Source organism: Alteribacillus persepolensis, from assembly GCF_900099605.1.
Classification (GTDB): domain Bacteria; phylum Bacillota; class Bacilli; order Bacillales; family Marinococcaceae; genus Alteribacillus; species Alteribacillus persepolensis.
The window spans coordinates 21,394-38,243 of the sequence record NZ_FNDK01000025.1 but is presented as its reverse complement, the minus strand read 5'-3'; the positions used below and the strand labels follow the sequence as shown (position 1 = coordinate 38,243).

The 16,850-nt window shown below is 37.1% G+C and carries 17 protein-coding genes; 3 read left to right on the top strand and 14 right to left on the bottom strand.

Annotated features, from left to right (window positions below):
* Positions 1-387: 387 nt before the first annotated feature.
* Together BLT18_RS15290 and BLT18_RS15285 are read right to left on the bottom strand one after the other, a co-directional pair.
* Positions 388-894 carry a LysM peptidoglycan-binding domain-containing protein gene (locus tag BLT18_RS15290; protein WP_175487561.1) on the bottom strand — a complete coding sequence of 169 codons (507 nt, stop codon included), beginning with the start codon at positions 892-894 and terminating at the stop codon, positions 388-390.
* Between the two features lie 78 nt (positions 895-972).
* The gene (locus tag BLT18_RS15285) at positions 973-1,719 is read right to left on the bottom strand and encodes an SIMPL domain-containing protein (protein ID WP_091275931.1); all 747 of its coding nucleotides are present in this window, start codon (positions 1,717-1,719) and stop codon (positions 973-975) included.
* A 205-nt stretch (positions 1,720-1,924) separates the two neighbouring features.
* Here BLT18_RS15285 and BLT18_RS15280 point away from each other — a divergent pair, with 205 nt between their 5' ends.
* Positions 1,925-2,812, top strand: coding sequence for a glycosyltransferase family 2 protein (locus BLT18_RS15280; RefSeq protein WP_245705287.1), 888 nt, complete (start codon positions 1,925-1,927; stop codon positions 2,810-2,812).
* A gap of 46 nt (positions 2,813-2,858) precedes the next feature.
* Here BLT18_RS15280 and BLT18_RS15275 read toward each other — a convergent pair whose 3' ends face one another.
* From BLT18_RS15275 to BLT18_RS15265, 3 genes are read right to left on the bottom strand one after another with little or no spacing between them, the layout of a single operon-like run.
* Positions 2,859-3,506, bottom strand: a complete 648-nt coding sequence (locus BLT18_RS15275; RefSeq protein WP_091275928.1) for an acetyltransferase — start codon at positions 3,504-3,506, stop codon at positions 2,859-2,861.
* A 41-nt stretch (positions 3,507-3,547) separates the two neighbouring features.
* On the bottom strand, positions 3,548-4,666 hold the full coding sequence (locus BLT18_RS15270) for a DegT/DnrJ/EryC1/StrS family aminotransferase (RefSeq protein ID WP_091275926.1): 1,119 nt from the start codon (positions 4,664-4,666) through the stop codon (positions 3,548-3,550).
* A complete protein-coding gene (locus BLT18_RS15265; RefSeq protein WP_217635750.1) occupies positions 4,663-5,637 on the bottom strand; it encodes an NAD-dependent epimerase/dehydratase family protein in 975 nt (324 codons plus the stop codon). The genes BLT18_RS15270 and BLT18_RS15265 overlap by 4 nt, the downstream gene beginning before the upstream one ends.
* 254 nt (positions 5,638-5,891) lie before the next feature.
* Between BLT18_RS15265 and BLT18_RS15260 the strand changes: the two genes are divergently transcribed.
* Positions 5,892-6,962, top strand: coding sequence for a glycosyltransferase family protein (locus BLT18_RS15260; RefSeq protein WP_091275925.1), 1,071 nt, complete (start codon positions 5,892-5,894; stop codon positions 6,960-6,962).
* Between the two features lie 301 nt (positions 6,963-7,263).
* On the opposite strand, the gene BLT18_RS15255 is transcribed toward BLT18_RS15260, so the two are convergent.
* The 7 genes from BLT18_RS15255 to BLT18_RS15225 all read right to left on the bottom strand — a co-directional run bounded on the left by BLT18_RS15255 (position 7,264) and on the right by BLT18_RS15225 (position 13,748).
* On the bottom strand, positions 7,264-7,980 hold the full coding sequence (locus BLT18_RS15255) for a glycosyltransferase (protein ID WP_091275922.1): 717 nt from the start codon (positions 7,978-7,980) through the stop codon (positions 7,264-7,266).
* A gap of 197 nt (positions 7,981-8,177) precedes the next feature.
* Entirely contained in the window at positions 8,178-9,134 is a 957-nt protein-coding gene (locus BLT18_RS15250) for a Gfo/Idh/MocA family protein (RefSeq protein WP_175487560.1), read from the bottom strand.
* Entirely contained in the window at positions 9,121-10,233 is a 1,113-nt protein-coding gene (locus BLT18_RS15245; RefSeq protein ID WP_091275916.1) for a DegT/DnrJ/EryC1/StrS family aminotransferase, read from the bottom strand. The genes BLT18_RS15250 and BLT18_RS15245 overlap by 14 nt, the downstream gene beginning before the upstream one ends.
* On the bottom strand, positions 10,217-10,933 hold the full coding sequence (locus BLT18_RS15240; protein ID WP_091275913.1) for an N-acetyltransferase: 717 nt from the start codon (positions 10,931-10,933) through the stop codon (positions 10,217-10,219). The genes BLT18_RS15245 and BLT18_RS15240 overlap by 17 nt, the downstream gene beginning before the upstream one ends.
* Before the next feature lie 85 nt (positions 10,934-11,018).
* Positions 11,019-11,702, bottom strand: a complete 684-nt coding sequence (locus tag BLT18_RS15235) for a glycosyltransferase (protein ID WP_091275910.1) — start codon at positions 11,700-11,702, stop codon at positions 11,019-11,021.
* A 20-nt stretch (positions 11,703-11,722) separates the two neighbouring features.
* Positions 11,723-12,418 (bottom strand): GT-D fold domain-containing glycosyltransferase, encoded by a 696-nt coding sequence (locus BLT18_RS15230; RefSeq protein WP_091275908.1) that lies wholly within the window; start codon positions 12,416-12,418, stop codon positions 11,723-11,725.
* A 25-nt stretch (positions 12,419-12,443) separates the two neighbouring features.
* A complete protein-coding gene (locus tag BLT18_RS15225; RefSeq protein WP_091275905.1) occupies positions 12,444-13,748 on the bottom strand; it encodes a nucleotide sugar dehydrogenase in 1,305 nt (434 codons plus the stop codon).
* 227 nt (positions 13,749-13,975) lie between these two features.
* On the opposite strand from BLT18_RS15225, the gene BLT18_RS15220 reads away from it, so the two are divergent.
* Entirely contained in the window at positions 13,976-14,662 is a 687-nt protein-coding gene (locus tag BLT18_RS15220; protein WP_175487559.1) for a galactosyltransferase-related protein, read from the top strand.
* A gap of 74 nt (positions 14,663-14,736) precedes the next feature.
* Here BLT18_RS15220 and BLT18_RS15215 read toward each other — a convergent pair whose 3' ends face one another.
* A complete protein-coding gene (locus BLT18_RS15215) occupies positions 14,737-15,213 on the bottom strand; it encodes a Mov34/MPN/PAD-1 family protein (RefSeq protein ID WP_245705286.1) in 477 nt (158 codons plus the stop codon).
* A gap of 53 nt (positions 15,214-15,266) precedes the next feature.
* Positions 15,267-16,799, bottom strand: a complete 1,533-nt coding sequence (locus tag BLT18_RS15210) for a coiled-coil domain-containing protein (RefSeq protein WP_139184754.1) — start codon at positions 16,797-16,799, stop codon at positions 15,267-15,269.
* Between the last annotated feature and the right edge of the window lie 51 nt (positions 16,800-16,850).

Genomic DNA, 16,850 nt, shown 5'->3' with positions numbered 1-16,850 from the left:
AAAGTGACCGTTAGGTTACTCATAAAAAATCGCCTTCTTTCGTTAATGGGTTGTGGTGACTTCATTATACCGAAAGAGGCGATTTTTTTGTGTGTTTAGCATAAAAAAAAGAATGTTGGAGTTTTTTCGTCCATTATTTTTGGTTGGCGACCAGGTGAGACGCCTGCGGGAAAAGCAAGAGCTGAAGATCCACCGACGGTGGTCTTCCGTCGGTTAGCTGAAGCCTTGCCCGCGGCAAGCGAACCTGAAGAGCCATCAATACTAGAGGGATAAGTTATTCCAAACAACAAACCTTATAGAACCGAAAAAAGGGCTGTCAAAAGGTCATTTTTCATGACCTTTTGATACAGCCCCTTTTGATTGGCATCCAATTAATCAAACGTTTGATTAATTGTGTGGTGCAGGCGATAACAACGCATAGCCTGGATATAGTACGTCTGGGGAAAAGTGTGCTCTGCCGTGGTTCAGCTGAACGAATGCATTCTGTGAAACACCAAGTTTTTGGCTGATGGCTGCGATGGAATCACCCGGCTCCATCATATACACGCCAAGCGGCAGCTCCAGCATGTCAAAAACAGATAAGGTATTCATATCCTGAATGTGTGGATTCATGCTCTTCAGCTCACGAACAGTCAGCCCAAAGCGCTGGGCAATACGATACAACATATCCCCGGGCTGCACAAAATAAACCACCTGCCGTCTTGGGTTAAACGGGTAAAAAACAATGATTTGCTGCCCCGCATACACAAGCCCCGGGTCGGTAAAAGGAGGATACAGCGCATTCATTTGCGTAATGTCCTCCACCTTACCGCCTAGCATACCCGCAATGCTGTAAAGCGTATCTCCCGGCTGGACCGTGTATATAAAATATGTGCCATTTTCTTTGAGTGCCACCATTTCGCCTCCCTTGTTCATGTACCTACTACAGCATAAACAACAAAGGCATCATTGGTGACACCATCCTTTTCTATCTTAGTTTAGTTCATAGACAACATCCACGTGCTGCACTACTTCAACCTCCCCTGCCTCCACGGAAGTATTTGCTTGCGATGCGTCATTCCGTGCTGCTTTTTCCTCCGCGTACTCTGTTACCGGTAATTGTATTTGCGCATCTCCTTCAGCTATTTGGATAACATCTCCGCTTGCTTTTCCTGCACTTTCTGCCATGCTTTGTGCTTTTACCGCCGTGTTTTCAATCGCTTTTTGCAACGCCTCCTGCTCTGCTTGTGATTGATCTTGAAGAGCAAAACGAGTATGCTCAATCCGGTTCGCTCCCGCATCCACAGCAATATCAAGCACTTCCCCTACGGAATGTACGTCATCATATTCTATTTCTAAAAGATGTTGGGCACGAAAAGCCTCTTCCTCCTCACTCTGGCCCGTATTTCCATATGGATGCACCCCAACGTGAGCCGTCTCGATATTTTCCTCTTTTACCCCCGCATCCTGCAGCTGGCTTTTCACTTGATTAATTTGTTCGTTCACCGTTTTTTGGGCGTTTTCTGCCGACTGGTCGGCTGCTTCTGCCCCGAGCCGGATATATGCCACATCTGGTGCCACATGGACACTGCCCTCCCCTCTTACAACGAGGGTCCCGTCTGTCTGACTTTCTTCTGACGCACGAATGCTGTCAGTTGGGCCGCCGGCTGCAGAAAAATATAAGACACCGGTCATTCCTGCAGCAATCAATAAACTGGTAAGCTTCCATTTCTTTTTCATAAAATGCAACTCCTTTTCTGTTCATTTTGTACGAAGCTATCTAGCGGTCATAGCTGTTTGCCTCATTAGACGTTCTAAAATTATCAATGTTACAAATTCTCTGTGTGCCGTTTCTATAAACAAGCTGCTTTTCACATTCCATTCTCATACTATCTTTTAACAAACATATTATTATGTAAGAATTATTTGTTTGAGGGGGTTGTATATGATGAAGTCGTATTCATCACCAACTATCTCCATCATTTTTCCCGCTAAAAATGAAGGCGAAAATGTAAAGAATACCCTTCATTCCTTATTTGCTGCGCGTTCCAATCAACATTATGAAGTAATTATTGTCGATGACAATTCTAGTGACGGTTGTTGTGATTTTCTTAACCATTATCCCAAACGTAATCGTGTGTTACTTATTCGTACAGCAGGAATTGGCGCAGCGAATGCACGAAATGAAGGAGCAAAACATGCCAAAGGGAAATATCTCATTTTCTGCGACGCTCATTTATATTTTGAACATTATTGGATGGATCAATTATTAGATGCTTTAAAGCACGAGGAGACAGACGCTGTTTGTCCAGGAATAGCAGACGCTGACAATCCATCTTCTGCAGGATATGGACAGACCTTAAAACATAACCTTTCGATAAAATGGGGCAGCAAAAGCACATCTTTAAAAGATACTGCTATCCTTCCTGGAGGGTGTTTTATCATCCCCAAATCCATTTTTAACAAGGTTGGAGGTTTTGAAAGGAGTTTTAAAACGTGGGGCTTTGAAGATATAGAATTCTCCATTAAGATGTGGCTGTTTGGCTATAGATGCAGCGTTTTGTCTAGTGTAAAAGTTTTACACATCTTCCGGAAAAGTCACCCATATCAAATCAGTAAAGACCACATCAATTACAATATGATGAGGATGGCATATGCCCATTTTCATACAAGCCGCATTAAAAGATGTAAAAAATTAATAAAGAAAAGCGATCCGATGAAGATTGAAAAAATGGTGTTAAAAGACGGTGCATTAAATCAAAGAAATGCTTACTTCAAACAAAGAGTACACGATGACAATTGGTATTTTCAAAGATTCGGGATTCCTTTTTAACGACAGGAACTCATAGAAACCTTTTCATTGTACTGTAATAACAAGGTTAACGCTTTAATTTTTTTGCTGGACTGCCTGCCATGACACTATTATCAGGGACGCTTTTCAATACAACACTCCCCATGCCTATTAGAGAATAATCACCTATTGTTATATTGTTAATAATAGAGCAATTCGTCCCTAAATAACATGACTTGCCAATGGTTACGCTGCCAGATATACATACGCCGCCAGTAATACTAGAGTAATCATGAATAATAGTGTCATGACTAACCACAGAATTAGGAAGCACCATTACGTGATTGTTTATTTTGACATTTGCAGCAATTGTCACCCCTTGTAAAATGACCGTTCCTTTTCCTATTTGGGCCATATTTGATACGTTCGCTGACGGATGAATAATCGTTTCAAAACGACTTAATGGAATATTTGTTTTTGAAATAATCTCTTCCTTTTTCTTGAAATTACTTGCGCTGCCTATCCCATTTACAAAATAACAAGTCTCGCTATACTTGGCAGCCGAACTCAAAGGTCCAAGCACTTTCACACCATAAATTTCCTTCCCCCAGCTGGCTTTATCATCATCTAGAAATCCAACACATTCATAGGTGTCTTTTTCTTGATTAATAGTAAAAATCGTGTCTAAGATATCCACACAATTCCCCGTTGCTCCTAAGATAATAATCTTTTTCATGTCAAACTCCCCTTGTGTGAAATGGTTTCTACATCAATAAGTTATTTTTTGCATTTGCTTATTATCTCTTTAAGAGAAGAACAAACATAATCAATATCTGTTTTGTCTAGACCTGGATACATCGGTAAGGCAAGACCTTGTTCGGAAAGCTTTCTAGAGATTGGAAAAAAACTGTCTTGATATTTATATTTCGTTTTATAGTAATCGAGCAGGTGCACAGAGAGAGAACCGATGTTTGTTTCTATCTGTTTCTGTCTCATTTCTCCGATAACGGCCTGTTGACTGATATTTTCATTCAGCACAACCATATATGTCTGCCATGCGTGGCCGGTCACTTCTTTGGGCAATTGGACATCTGCTGTGTCTTTTAAATATTTTTTGTAATAACCTGCTAAATCTCTTCTGCTTTCTAACCATCCATTAAATTTTTTTAGCTGCTCCTTTCCTAATACAGCCTGAAATTCAGTCAGCCGATAATTAAATCCAGGCAATGTTAGCTGCACCTTCCCTTCTGACTTCTCCAGCCCATGGTTTCTTAATAATTCTATTCTTTTTCGAAGCATGTTATCTTTTACAGCGACCGCTCCGCCTTCCCCTGTTGTAATAGACTTTCTTGGATGCCACGAAAAACAACCGATATCACCAAATGTTCCTGCGTGCTGGCCATTCCATGTTGTACCTAAAGCACACGCTGCATCTTCTATAAGAAACAACCCATATTTTTTAGCAATCTCACGAATCTTTGTCATGTTGCACGGCGCACCAAATTGATGTACAACAATGATTGCTTTTGGGATTTCAGGACCTTGCCATTCTTCGATAGATTTTTCTAATTTTTTTGGATCTATATTATAAGTGTCTTCATCAACATCTACCAAAACAGGCCTTGCGTGCTGCAGCTCTACCACATTAGCTGTTGCAGGAAACGTAAAAGATGGAAGGAATACAGCATCGCCTTTTTTTATTTTTAATGCTGATAAAGCTACATGCAGTGCAGCAGTTCCGCTTGAGACAGCGAGCACATCACTGCCTATAAACTGTTTTAATAATTGTTCAAAACGTTGAACATGCTCATTTTGAACAAACACCCCACTCCGTAAAACGTGGTTTACAGCATTTATTTCATCTTCCGATATTATTGGTTTAGACAGCCGAATCATTGGCTTCCCCTCCTAAAGAACTCAGCTGTTTTTTTAATTCCTTCTTCTAAATCTGTCTTTGCTTTAAAATCAATCAGCTTTTCGGCTTTTTCAGTTTTAGGAATTCGCAGTTCTATATCGGCTGATGTTTTTGGAACATGCACTATTTTTGATTGTGATTGTAATACCCGAATGACGATATTAGCCATTCCATAGATCGTAGTAATCGTTTTTGCATTTCCAATGTTAAATGACTCCCCGACAGCTTCAGGAAAAATCATGCATCGTATAACAGCTTCGATCATATCATCAACATAGCACCACGCTCTTATTTGGGTGCCATCACCATGAACGACAATATCTTCATTATTAAGCGCCCTCATAATGAACGTTCGTAAAGCCCCTTCCCCCGTTTGGCCGGGACCATAAACATTAAAGGGTCTGACCGTTACAGTTGGCACGTTTTTTTCTTTAAAATAAGCATATGCAAAATGCTCAACAGATAACTTACTAACGGCATACGTCCATCTGGCCTCTCCTACGGCACCTAATACAGCTGAACTTGATTCTTCCGATTGAAAAGCAACTTTGCCAAATACTTCACTCGTACTAAAACAAATGACCCGTTTACAATTATTCAAATGTGATGCAGCTTCTAAGACATTATAAGAGCCGATAATATTAACCCTCATGGTCGAAACAGGGCTCTTAATGACTGTATCTACTCCTGTTATGCCTGCACAATGAATAACATAAGTAGATCCTTCCATACTTTTTTTTAAATATGGCAAATCCAAAATATCCCCGTTTATCAAAGTTAAATTTTTATGTTTCGCAAAGGGCATATTTTTTATGGTGTTTCTTTTCAAATTATCATAAATAACCACTTTATTATCAGACAGCAGCCGTCCCGCTAACGTTGATCCTATAAACCCTGCTCCGCCAGTAATAAACACTGTTTCATTTTTGATTTGATTAATAGATTCTTTCAACACTGCCCCTCCTTTATTTTTTCCTTAAAAGAGTACTCTAGAATGATGAATAATCTTTCCCTGCAAATAATCGTGCTTTCGTTTTTCTGCTGTCGGTTCCGCTCCAATGCTCTTTTATAGTACGTAGGAAAGAAGGGGATTGTGTGGGTGTTTCAACCGTACAAAATAAAGACTTTAGAAAGTGGAATATATATTTCTTTTCAACATATGTTGCGATAAAAGGAGTTTTCCATTGAAAAAAGGGAGGTCGTTATATGGCAAAAAGAAGTATAGTTATTGAACCTAAACCTGCATATGGCCGTATAAATCCAAATAAGTTAGGGCGAATACTTCATCTGCCATATAATGCAGCAGGACAAATGAGTTCACAAGCAAACGCGTTAAAAAAAATTGGGATAAATGCTTCTTTTTGTGACTTTTACGGATCGGCTTATCAGTATCCAACAGATATTCCTTCACCGATAAAGAACATTCCTAAAATGAAACGAGAAAAGGCAATGTTGAAATTTGCTCAGCATTGTGTTTCTAAATTTGATATTTTCCATTTTCATTTCGGGCAAACTTTCACAGGATACGCATATTCTGATTTACCTTTACTTCGTTCAAAAGGAAAAAAGATGGTAATGAATTATTGGGGGACGCAAATAAGACGTTTATCTATTGCGAAGCAGAAGAATCCGTTTGCGATAGTTAAACAAACAAATGAAAATCTTATTGTTTCTAGATTGAAAACATTATCCAAATATGTCGACTCTGCCATCGTGGCCGATCACGAATTATTGGAATACATTGATGGATATTTTAAGAAAATCTATCTTATAAAAGCATCAGTTAATCAAAATGTACATCCAGCTTATCCAAATGTACACGTGAAAAGGCCCCTTGTGGTACATGCTCCAACACACCGGGGGGTGAAAGGGACAGAATTCGTTTTAGAAGCTGTTCATAATTTAAAAAAATCCTTCTCCTTTGATTTCCAATTAATAGAAGGAATGACGAATAAAGAAGCATTACGTTATTATCAACAAGCAGACGTTGTCATCGATCAACTGCGTTTAGGTACGTACGGAACACTTGCCATTGAAAACATGTTCTTAGGCAAGCCAGTCGTTACTTATATAAGAGATGATCTTCAATCGAAATATCCTGCTGATTTGCCGATAGTTTCTGCGAATCCAAAAACTATTGAGACCGTACTATCCAACCTCATACAAAACCCAAAGCTGCGTTATCGTATTGGTGTCAAAAGCCGTAAGTTTGCAGAAAAATATCACTTGCCGGAAGGAATAGCCAGACAACTGATTACCGTCTACCGTGATTTGTAATTTGTCATACCAATAAAAGACCTTATCACGCCTAAGTGTACAGATATTCTAACCTGTACACTAAACACTATTTAGGCTTTCTTATAAATCACCATATATTATTTAAAAATTCTTTCGCTCGAACATCGTTTGTATGGTATCTATGAATAAATGCATATCCGTTATCAGTAATACGCCTTCTTTTCCATTATTCAGATAATATACTGCTTTGTGATAGAAATCAGAATAATAGACTTCTGCATATTTTTCTTTTTTATAAAGTCAAATTTAGTTTTGTGTTTAGCAGGCTTATCATCAATAATTATTTGCCCCTAAAATCTCTTAAAATTTTTCTCGCTTGTCTTGGGTTTACCTGCATATTATTGTTTCTTGTCTTAAATTTGCTTGAAGTGTTGCTTGAATGAACAGTAACAATAAAATTTTGCCCCCTTAATATTTCATGCGGCAGTCTAATGGCTTCTTTGTGCTTTGTTATAGGATGTCTTACACCATTTAAATAATCTGCTGTTTTGTAGATTAATATAAAAAAAGGCGGTGATTCTTTTCTATAAGTTGCCATAGCATTGTTTGCTGAATGATAAATGAAACCATTTTGATTAATCAGCACTTTCGTACCTGGTTTTGGTGAATATTTATGCAATCGGTTCACCATAGATTTATGGTACATATCGTCTGAATCAAGCCGGGCAAGGTATACATAGTTATATCCTTGAATTTTGGATTTAATAAAATCGTCTACTGTGCTTTCTTTAACAAATATAATATTCCTTGGAAGCTTTTTATATTTACTTAAAGCGTTTTTAACAATTTCTTCGGTTGAATCTTCATATCTTACCAAGGCTATAAAGTTTTGATTTGTTTGATTCTCCAAACTCTTTCTCGTATTATTCATAAAGATCTGCATTCTATGCTGGATCCATTTTTCTGTGAGTACAATGGTAGGATGAGGTCTGGGAGGAACATGTTTTTTTCGTAAGTTATTAAACAAAATATTGAAGATAATAATTTTTTTCTTCATATTCCCTTCTCCTTTAATTAATCATTTTAGTACTTTACCTTCATCACAAAGGCACGCCGACTTTTATTATTTCTCATTTATTCGGTTTTGAAAGTCTCTTCATAACAATACCGTTTGTCCCTTCAGTATATTCAGATACTTCTCATACGGCAGTATACAGACCTATTTTTAAGAAGTCATTGTCTCATCAAAGCATGTTACCTGTCTGAAGCCGATTCTCTAATTTTCAACGCAACTTCTAGTGCACGTGCTGCTTCATTAAATCCTATTAATGGCGGCTTGCTTTGTAGAATTGACTGAACAAAGTGATTTAGTTCTGAATGAAGCGGTTCACTTCGTGGAATCCATGACTTTTCCATAATACTTTCTTTTTTGTTTTCCGTACTCTTCTTTGCATGCTGCTCTACATCTCGATATACATAGAGGTTTCTCGTTAAACAGTCCGTTTTTACTACTTTTTCTTTTTCTGTAATAGTCAGCATCCGTGCTTTTTCTTTAGAAGCTCTGTTAGCAACAAGATTAGCAACAACCCCATTTTCAAATGTGATGATGGCATAGACAATATCCATTTGGCCTTTATTCACTACCGATATTCCTTCAGCTTCAATTCTTTTAATAGGACTACTATTCAATGCTAATACGATATCAATATCATGAATCATAAGATTGAGAATAACATCAATATCTATATTCCTCTGGACTTGACCGGAACGTCTTGCCTCTATTGATACTAAATCATCTTGTTTTGCAATGTTAAAAAGGTGCTGTACAGCTGGATTAAATCTTTCAATATGGCCTGCTTGAAAGATAATATCTCTATTTTTCAATAATGATTTTATCGTATTGGATTCATGTAACGAGGTGACAAAAGGCTTCTCTACTAAAACATGCTTATTTCTCGTAATGGCCTCTTTTACAAAAGGGAAGTGATCAACAGTGGAAGTTGCTATAATTACAGCGTCTACATTTTCGAGCAATTCCTCATAAGCAGAAAAAGACTTTACACCAAATCTTTTTCCGACTTCACAGCTGAGAGGAAAATATTTATCATAAACCCCCACAAATTCTATACCATTCACCATGGTATGCAGCATTTTGCAATGGTTTTGCCCCATTGTTCCAACTCCTGCAACTCCAATCTTAATTGGTTTCATAGGCATCACCTAAAAACTCTTTCACGGATGATATAACGTATTCTTGCTGCTTTTGAGTCATCAAAGGAAACATCGGTAACGCTAAAATAGTTTTTGATGCTGTTTCTGCAGCTGGAAAGTGATTAGGTTGATAGTTTAAAAAACGGAGGGCTGGCTGCAAATGCAGGGGAATAGGATAGTAGACAGCTGTTGCTATTTTTCGACTGTTTAAAAATGAAGCTAATTGATCGCGATGCTCTGTTTCAATACAGTACTGATGAAAAACATGCTCTCTTCCATCAGCAACGATTGGCGTTTTGACTAATCCTTGTAATTGATTAGTGTACGTTTCTGCTATTTCCTGCCTTCTTTTATTCCATTGATCTAACATATTAAATTTAACTTTTAATACGGCTGCTTGCAGTTCATCCAGTCGACTATTGAGCCCGATCATAATATGCTTATATTTCTGTTCGCTTCCGTGATTTCTAAGCATCTTCGCGTGTTGGCAGATTGTCTCTTTATTAGTGACAATCATTCCTCCGTCACCATATCCTCCCAAGTTTTTTGAAGGAAAAAAAGAAAAGCAGCCAACTTCTCCCATTGCCCCAGCTTTTTGCCCTTTGTACGAGGCTCCCATCGCCTGACAGGCATCTTCAATTATTTTTAAATCATATTGATCAGCTATTTGTTTAATTTTATCCATATCAGCCGGCTGACCGAATAAGTGAACAACTATAATTGCTTTTGTCTTCTTGGTTATAGCTTTTTCTATCAATTCTGCATTGATATTGTACGTTTTCGGATCAATATCTACGAACACAGGTTTTGCTCCAGCCCTTACGATGACTTCCGCCGTGGCAAAAAAGGTAAAGGGAGTAGTAATGACTTCATCACCTTTGCCTATATTTAATGCCTCTAGTGCAATAAGAAGGGCATCTGTGCCGTTCCCAACACCAATGCCATAGTTCGTCTTAGTGTATGCCGAAACGAAAGATTCTAATTCTTTTGCCTTATTACCTAAAATAAAAGAACTATTATCCATCACTTCATTTATTTCGCTTTGAATCTTATCCTTTAATTTTTCGTATTCTATTTTTAAGTCAACTAACGGTATCATCGGTGTTCTCCTTTTCTTTCATTTTTCTCGCTGGTACTCCTGCAACAGTGCTTTTTTCGGGAACATCGTGTGTTACGACAGCACCTGCCCCAACAACAGATTTCTTTCCAACCGTCACACCAGGTAACAAAGAAGCATTATTCCCAATTTTCGAACCATTACAGATGTAAGGTCCTTTTAATTTTTCATTTTGCGTCCCCATATACTTGTCATTAGACATTGACACACACGGACCGATAAACACATTATCTTCTATATGCGTTTCTGCTGTGACATAACCTAGTGTTTGGATCGTACAATTACGTCCTATTTTCGTATTCACCTCTACTATTGCTCCCCGGCCAACAATTGTTCCCGCTCCAATCGTCACGTTTTCTCTAATGCTTGCTTGATCTGCGATAAACACATCTTTATCAATAGATGAACTTGAATAAATGGAAGCATGTGATCCAATACGTACATTATCACCTATTACTAAATGTTGTTTTGAGTGCTTAAATTTACGCATGTTTTTATTTCCGCCAGGCTTGATACCGATCACACAATGGGACCCAATGTGCACGTTATCTCCGATTTTGGTACCTTTCAATATAACGGCGTGGTGTCCTATCGATACATTTTCTCCTAACTGCACACCTTCCTCAATGACAACAAATTTACCAACAACAGCACTTTCAGGTATATAAGCATCATTTTCCACTTCTTATCTCCTCTTTCTGTATCTAAAAATATTTTGTTTCTGCTTGATGCTTCATTAAAAAGAAATAGACAATATATTAACTGCGTTATTTTACAACGTAAGACTTATAATTGTTTGTACGAGTGATGACTTTTCCGTAACGAAGCAGCTCACTGTCGCTCACTTTCCACGTATGATTGTTTTTGTCCGGATTTCTAATACAGGTAAAATTAAACCTATCAGCAGAATAGATTTTGACTCCTTTTTTTACACATCGCGTTAAAAATCTTTGATCCATCCCTTTGTTCACATCCGGAAATCGAACCTTCTGGAAAACACTTTTGTCAAACACCATCGTAGCCCCTGCAACGTGTTTACAATAACGTCTTTCTTGATTTGGAAGATGAATACTGAGTATTTTTGAATCTGCGTAATAAACATAGATACTTGTCTTGCCTACAATATCAGCGTTTGTATGCGTTAAAAATCGCAGCATTGTTTTTAAATAATTGGGAGCATAATAATCATCGTCATCAAATTTTGCTACATAACGATAACGGCTCTTTTTCACTCCAAAATTAAAGCAGCTTCCTAATGTAACATCCTGAGAAAGTTGATAGATTGAAATGTTTTTATATTTTCCCGCTTCCCTTTTCCATTTATTTACGTCCATGTTGTCATTATTTAAAATAATAATAAGTTCTTTTTTTGCTGTAACTTGTTGTAAAAAATTTCGAAAGACATTTTTTAAAGCAGAGTCGCGAATTGTACATGTTATGACTGTTACCACTTAATCACCTTCTCAGAAAATTAATGGCTTAACACCATAAATTTAGCAGGTTTACCAAAATCAATAGCCACCTTGCCCGTTCGTCTGACGATTTCGTATGCCAGCGGAACAGAATTCACACCGCAAGCTAATAAAGCGACATCGAATGTTTGTTTTGATTTTTGAATGGTCTTCATGCTGGATTGTAATTGATTGTAATGCGTAAAAGGTATAGCCATTGTTACATTCACACCATATTTTCTCTTCAGAACTTCAGCCCATAACTCTGCTTGCTCATACATGACCAATATTTTTTTTCCTCTAAATATTTCCCAAAAATGCTTGTTATCGGCACACTCTCTCATCACTGTGGCATCACACGTTACTTTGGGACTCAATTTAAAATGAGCAAATATCTTATTTGTTAATGGTCGTTTTAGATAACTCGGAGCATTTATTTTTTGATCGTTATTTGGTAGCAAACCAACGATATCTGCGTTTTTAACAGCTTTCACCATATGATTTCTTAGATGGATGTCGGGAAGGAAAATACCTTTTTTTCCTTTTTTCGCTTTTTTTGCCCAAGTTTCTTGATATATTCTTTTTAATGGCCAGACGGATTGTTGAGCTAATACAATATTTTCCCCATCCCCTATTCGTACCAAGGACAACGGTGCTTTATTTTCCACTGCTGTTCTGATTGCATGTATTACCTGCTCTGTGGTTAATTGCTTCATTAAGACTCCTTTCTTTGACTCCTGTTTACGCAGAATGTCCTCCTCCTAAACGGTATATCTTCGCTTTACCATCATAGCCTTTAGTAACATTACGAGTATCATAAACCACCTTTGCATAATTTAAGATAGTATCAATTGGGATATTTGAATGATCGGTTAAAATAAGCACACAGTCTGCTTCTTTTAACTTTTCTTTAGTAATCGGCACACTAGAAAGTGTTTTACTTTTATTCACCTTAAATTGTTCAATATATGGATCGTGATATTGAACGCGGGCCCCTTTTTCTATTAAGGCCTGAATTATTTTTTCCGCTGGTGATTCTCGGGCATCATCAACGTCCTTCTTGTACGTCACTCCATATACGAATACGTCAGCTTCAGTCATTGAGTGTTCATTGCTGAGAATGTCTGCAATGTGATTTGTAATATTTAATGGGACGTTTTTGTTTACTGTTTGGGATAAATCAATAAATTCGTGTGGAGCTTTTATCTGTTTTGCTTTGTATTTTAAATATAGAGGATCTATAGGAATACAATGTCCTCCAATCCCAGGACCAGGATAAAATGCTTGAAAACCATACGGCTTTGTACTGGCAGCCTCGATAACTTCCCATACATTAATATTTAATTGCTCACACAATAAAGCAAACTCATTGATAAATGAAATATTTATAAACCGGTAACTATTTTCTAAAAGTTTTGTTATCTCAGCTGTTTTTGTAGAGGAAACTTTTATAACTTTGTCATATATATGACTATATACCTTGAATAATTCACTCAGACATTTTGGCGTTACCCCACTCACCAATTTAGGAATTTCATGCACTTGAAAATGTTTATTTCCAGGGTCAATCCGCTCAGGAGAGTATGCTAAATAAAAATCTTTTCCAACAGACAATCCGCTTTGTTCCAGTATTGGTTTAAAAAAGTCTTGAGTTGTTCCAGGGTAAACAGAACTTTCTAATACGACTAATTGTTTCTTTCTTAAGTTTGGAGCCAGGGATTCGCCGACTGCTTGTAAATAATTTAAATTTGGCTCATTTTTCTCATTTAATGGCGTCGGAACACAAACAATAATAATATCTTGATCCTTTATAGTGCTGGTATCTGATGTAGCCGTGTAACGGCCGGATGATAATGCAGAAGCAACCGTCTCGCTGTTGATTTCAGAGAGTGAACTTTTTCCTTGGTTTAACTTATTAATCTTTGCACTATCTATATCAATCCCTGTTACATCAAAACCTTTTTGCTGCAGTAATAACGACAGAGGCAATCCGACAAACCCCAACCCAATAACAGCTGCTTTCATTGGATGTTTTCTTTTCACCATAGTCCTCCTTTCATTGCTGGTCTTGTGCTTATCCCGTCATAATTCTTATCCGTGTACATATTTAAGATATTCTATTAACTATTAAGTGACAGTGCGTTTCACCTAAGAATCAATGCTTCCCTTTGTGACATATGTGTTTTTTTATTCAGCTCTATCAAAAAGCTCTATCAAAAATAATTTGATTGTACGCAGTCATTTCTACAGCGAATATGTATGGAGGTGTCATCATGATATCGATTTTGATTCCTTTTCAAACAGATAGAGGCCCTAGACAAAAAGCTTTTGAATGGATTAAACAGTTTTATGCTCATAACATGAAAGGCACAGAGATTTGTGTGGGAAGCTGCAAAACAAAACCTTTTTCCAAAGCACAAGCGGTAAATAATGCTGCCAGTAATGCCAAAGGAGAAGTTTTTATTATATTGGATGCAGACATGATTTGCAGTCCATCTATACTTCGCCAATCCGTTCAGCTTCTTGATAAATATCCTTGGATTATTCCATACTCCACGGTCAAAAATATTTCAAAAAGCAGCACTAAACAATTAATGAATGCGTCTCCTGCGTGGCCATTGCCCTCAAACATTCAAACCAAGATAAATTATTTCGGCAAAGCTCTTCCTGTCGGCGGTATTAATGTGCTTCCAAAAAAATGTTTTTTTAACATTGGAGGATTTGATGAAAGATTTGTTGGATGGGGTGGTGAGGATGATGCGTTTGCATGTGCGGTAAATACGCTTTGCGGCCGCTATAAACGTTTAAAAACGAGTGTTTATCATCTTTGGCACCCAAAGTCACCGGTAAGGCATAACCCTTATTATGCTAAAAACACAGCACTTGCTCATAGATATTGCAATTCTTCTAACGACAAACATGCGATAAAACAAATAATAAATGAACGCTTCCATTTTTAAAGAACATACTTCATCAACGAACAACAACCCAAAGGCTCATGTAACCTTTGGGTAATATTATTTTCAGTATATCTCTAGTTCCATAGTTTTATTTTCATTGGGCACATTGTGCGATGATTAATGCGAAAACAACGCACTTTAGGCTTAGAGTGAGCCAACGAAACAATAATATATGCTGCATCAGGGTAATGAGCATTTGCTATATCCTGTTTAGAAGGATACGGGGCTGCTGTAGGATGTGAATGATATATACCCGTTAATACCTCGTTGTTTTTTTGTAGTAAGCGGAGCCGTTTCTCTAAATCATTTTGATTCATCTCAAATGAATACTTGCTTTGTTTCATGTTTTTCATTTTCCAGATTTTTTCACATTGCCCTTTTCTCGAACCTGATAAAATACCACATGCTTCTATAGGCTTTGTTTGTTCACAATGATGAAGCATATCCTTCCAAACACTTCTTTTTATGAAAATAATATTGCTCTCTTTTTTACTTCCCCCCGCAGCCACAACCTTTTCGTCTTTTAGGTTGAGAATTTTTTTTGCTGCCAATCGGCGTTTTAGCAGAAGCCGATTTATGGCGTCGATAAATTTGCCGAACTCTCTCAGGTTTCATTTTTATTTTCACCGCCTTTTTCTCGATTGGAATATTTATAAGGGTTAAATACAGTAGTTTGGGAAGAAGAAGGAAGAGGAATATTATAATAGTCTTCTATATTCGGCTGCTCACTTGTTTTTTGCTTTCCTTGTGATGATAATTGCTGGGATTGTTTGGCTTGCAGGGATTTTATGCTTTTATTTTTGTTATCCAACTGTTTTTTTAAGGTGTTTATCGTTTTTTCATAATCTGTTATCTGATTTTGAAAATTTTTTATTTTTTCTTCGTAATAATCTTTGGTTTTCAATCCGTCTTTTTCTAAATTTTGTTGTTTGATCTGTAGCTGTTCCTTTGCTGATTTTTCTTTCTTCCATTGTTTTGTTAACGCATCTATCTCTTCTTTATATTGTGTTTCTTTACCCTTGTATTGATCTAACATCTTCTCAAGCGCAGTGTAACGCTGCTCTAGTTCTTGATACTTTTCATCTATTTGTTCCACTTGAGTTTGGTATGCTTTTTTCATATCACTCTCCTTGTTATAGTAATCTTTTTCTTTTTCCTGATAACTTTTCATCGTTTCTGACAAGTCATGAAGTGCAGTCATTAGTTCGATGTCTTTTTCTTGGTTTTTACTTATATGATTGTTCATTTCGTTAAATATATTTCTGCAATGACTAAATTCTGCTTTCAATTCTTGAATATCCGTTTTCAATTTATTGATATTTTCTTGATACTCGTCATCCTTATTGCTTCCCCATATGTTCCACAATTCCGCCCACCATCCTTTATTAGTATCGCTGCACGTCTCTAGCGCATCAGACAACTTTTCTACTTTGGCCTCTATTTTTTTTAATAGGCCTGCCGCGTTATTTTTAAAAATATCAAATTCCCGATAACATTTATTCACAGGTTCTGTTGCCCTGCTCCATTCAAACATGATTCTTTGTAATTCTATTTCTTTATTTTTATCATCTATTTTTTTATTCTTTGGTTCTTGCATGTATGTTGTATCTTCCTCATCTCTTCTTTCCCTGGCTTTTTCCATGCTTTTGCAAGCTTTGATCTGCTGATTTTTTTCTTGTATCAGCTTCATTATCTTCTTCTTTTCGTTCATCTGCAGCTTCAGCAAATCGTTTTTATGTTTTAATTTATTATTTAACATTCTTTCTGTCGTTTCAGCGTATAATAGTTTTTTTGATAAATGATTGAACCGCTGCTGCAGCTCCATATAATTGTTTTCATATTGGTCTATGAGATATTCTTGATGTTTCTGCTTATCAGTCTTACGTTCAATCTGTTGCTGTAATCTGTCATAAACGTATAAAACATACTCCGCTAAGTGTTCCATGGAGGTGAGTATTTCGTTTGAACTTGTGTCTCCAGCACCAAATCCACCATCCTTTTTCAAGAATTGAAGCTGATGTCTTTTTTTGGTCAATTCCTTCGTCATGCTAACTTTTTCATCTGTCATTTCATGAATATTTTTATTCAAGTAATACAGTTGTGTTTTTTGTTGATTAACGCGTTTTTCAACATCCAAAATGGTGTGGAGAACAACCTTGTGTTTCATGTGCTTTTGAACTGATTTTTC

Excerpts from the sequence above, each read along its gene's own strand:
- BLT18_RS15285 (WP_091275931.1), bottom strand. The coding sequence starts at position 1,719 with ATGAAAAAGAAATGGAAGCTTACCAGTTTATTGATTGCTGCAGGAATG.
- BLT18_RS15280 (WP_245705287.1), top strand. The coding sequence starts at position 1,925 with ATGATGAAGTCGTATTCATCACCAACTATCTCCATCATTTTTCCCGCT.
- BLT18_RS15275 (WP_091275928.1), bottom strand. The coding sequence starts at position 3,506 with ATGAAAAAGATTATTATCTTAGGAGCAACGGGGAATTGTGTGGATATC.
- BLT18_RS15270 (WP_091275926.1), bottom strand. The coding sequence starts at position 4,666 with ATGATTCGGCTGTCTAAACCAATAATATCGGAAGATGAAATAAATGCT.
- BLT18_RS15260 (WP_091275925.1), top strand. The coding sequence starts at position 5,892 with ATGGCAAAAAGAAGTATAGTTATTGAACCTAAACCTGCATATGGCCGT.
- BLT18_RS15255 (WP_091275922.1), bottom strand. The coding sequence starts at position 7,980 with ATGAAGAAAAAAATTATTATCTTCAATATTTTGTTTAATAACTTACGA.
- BLT18_RS15250 (WP_175487560.1), bottom strand. The coding sequence starts at position 9,134 with ATGAAACCAATTAAGATTGGAGTTGCAGGAGTTGGAACAATGGGGCAA.
- BLT18_RS15245 (WP_091275916.1), bottom strand. The coding sequence starts at position 10,233 with ATGATACCGTTAGTTGACTTAAAAATAGAATACGAAAAATTAAAGGAT.
- BLT18_RS15230 (WP_091275908.1), bottom strand. The coding sequence starts at position 12,418 with ATGAAGCAATTAACCACAGAGCAGGTAATACATGCAATCAGAACAGCA.
- BLT18_RS15225 (WP_091275905.1), bottom strand. The coding sequence starts at position 13,748 with ATGGTGAAAAGAAAACATCCAATGAAAGCAGCTGTTATTGGGTTGGGG.
- BLT18_RS15220 (WP_175487559.1), top strand. The coding sequence starts at position 13,976 with ATGATATCGATTTTGATTCCTTTTCAAACAGATAGAGGCCCTAGACAA.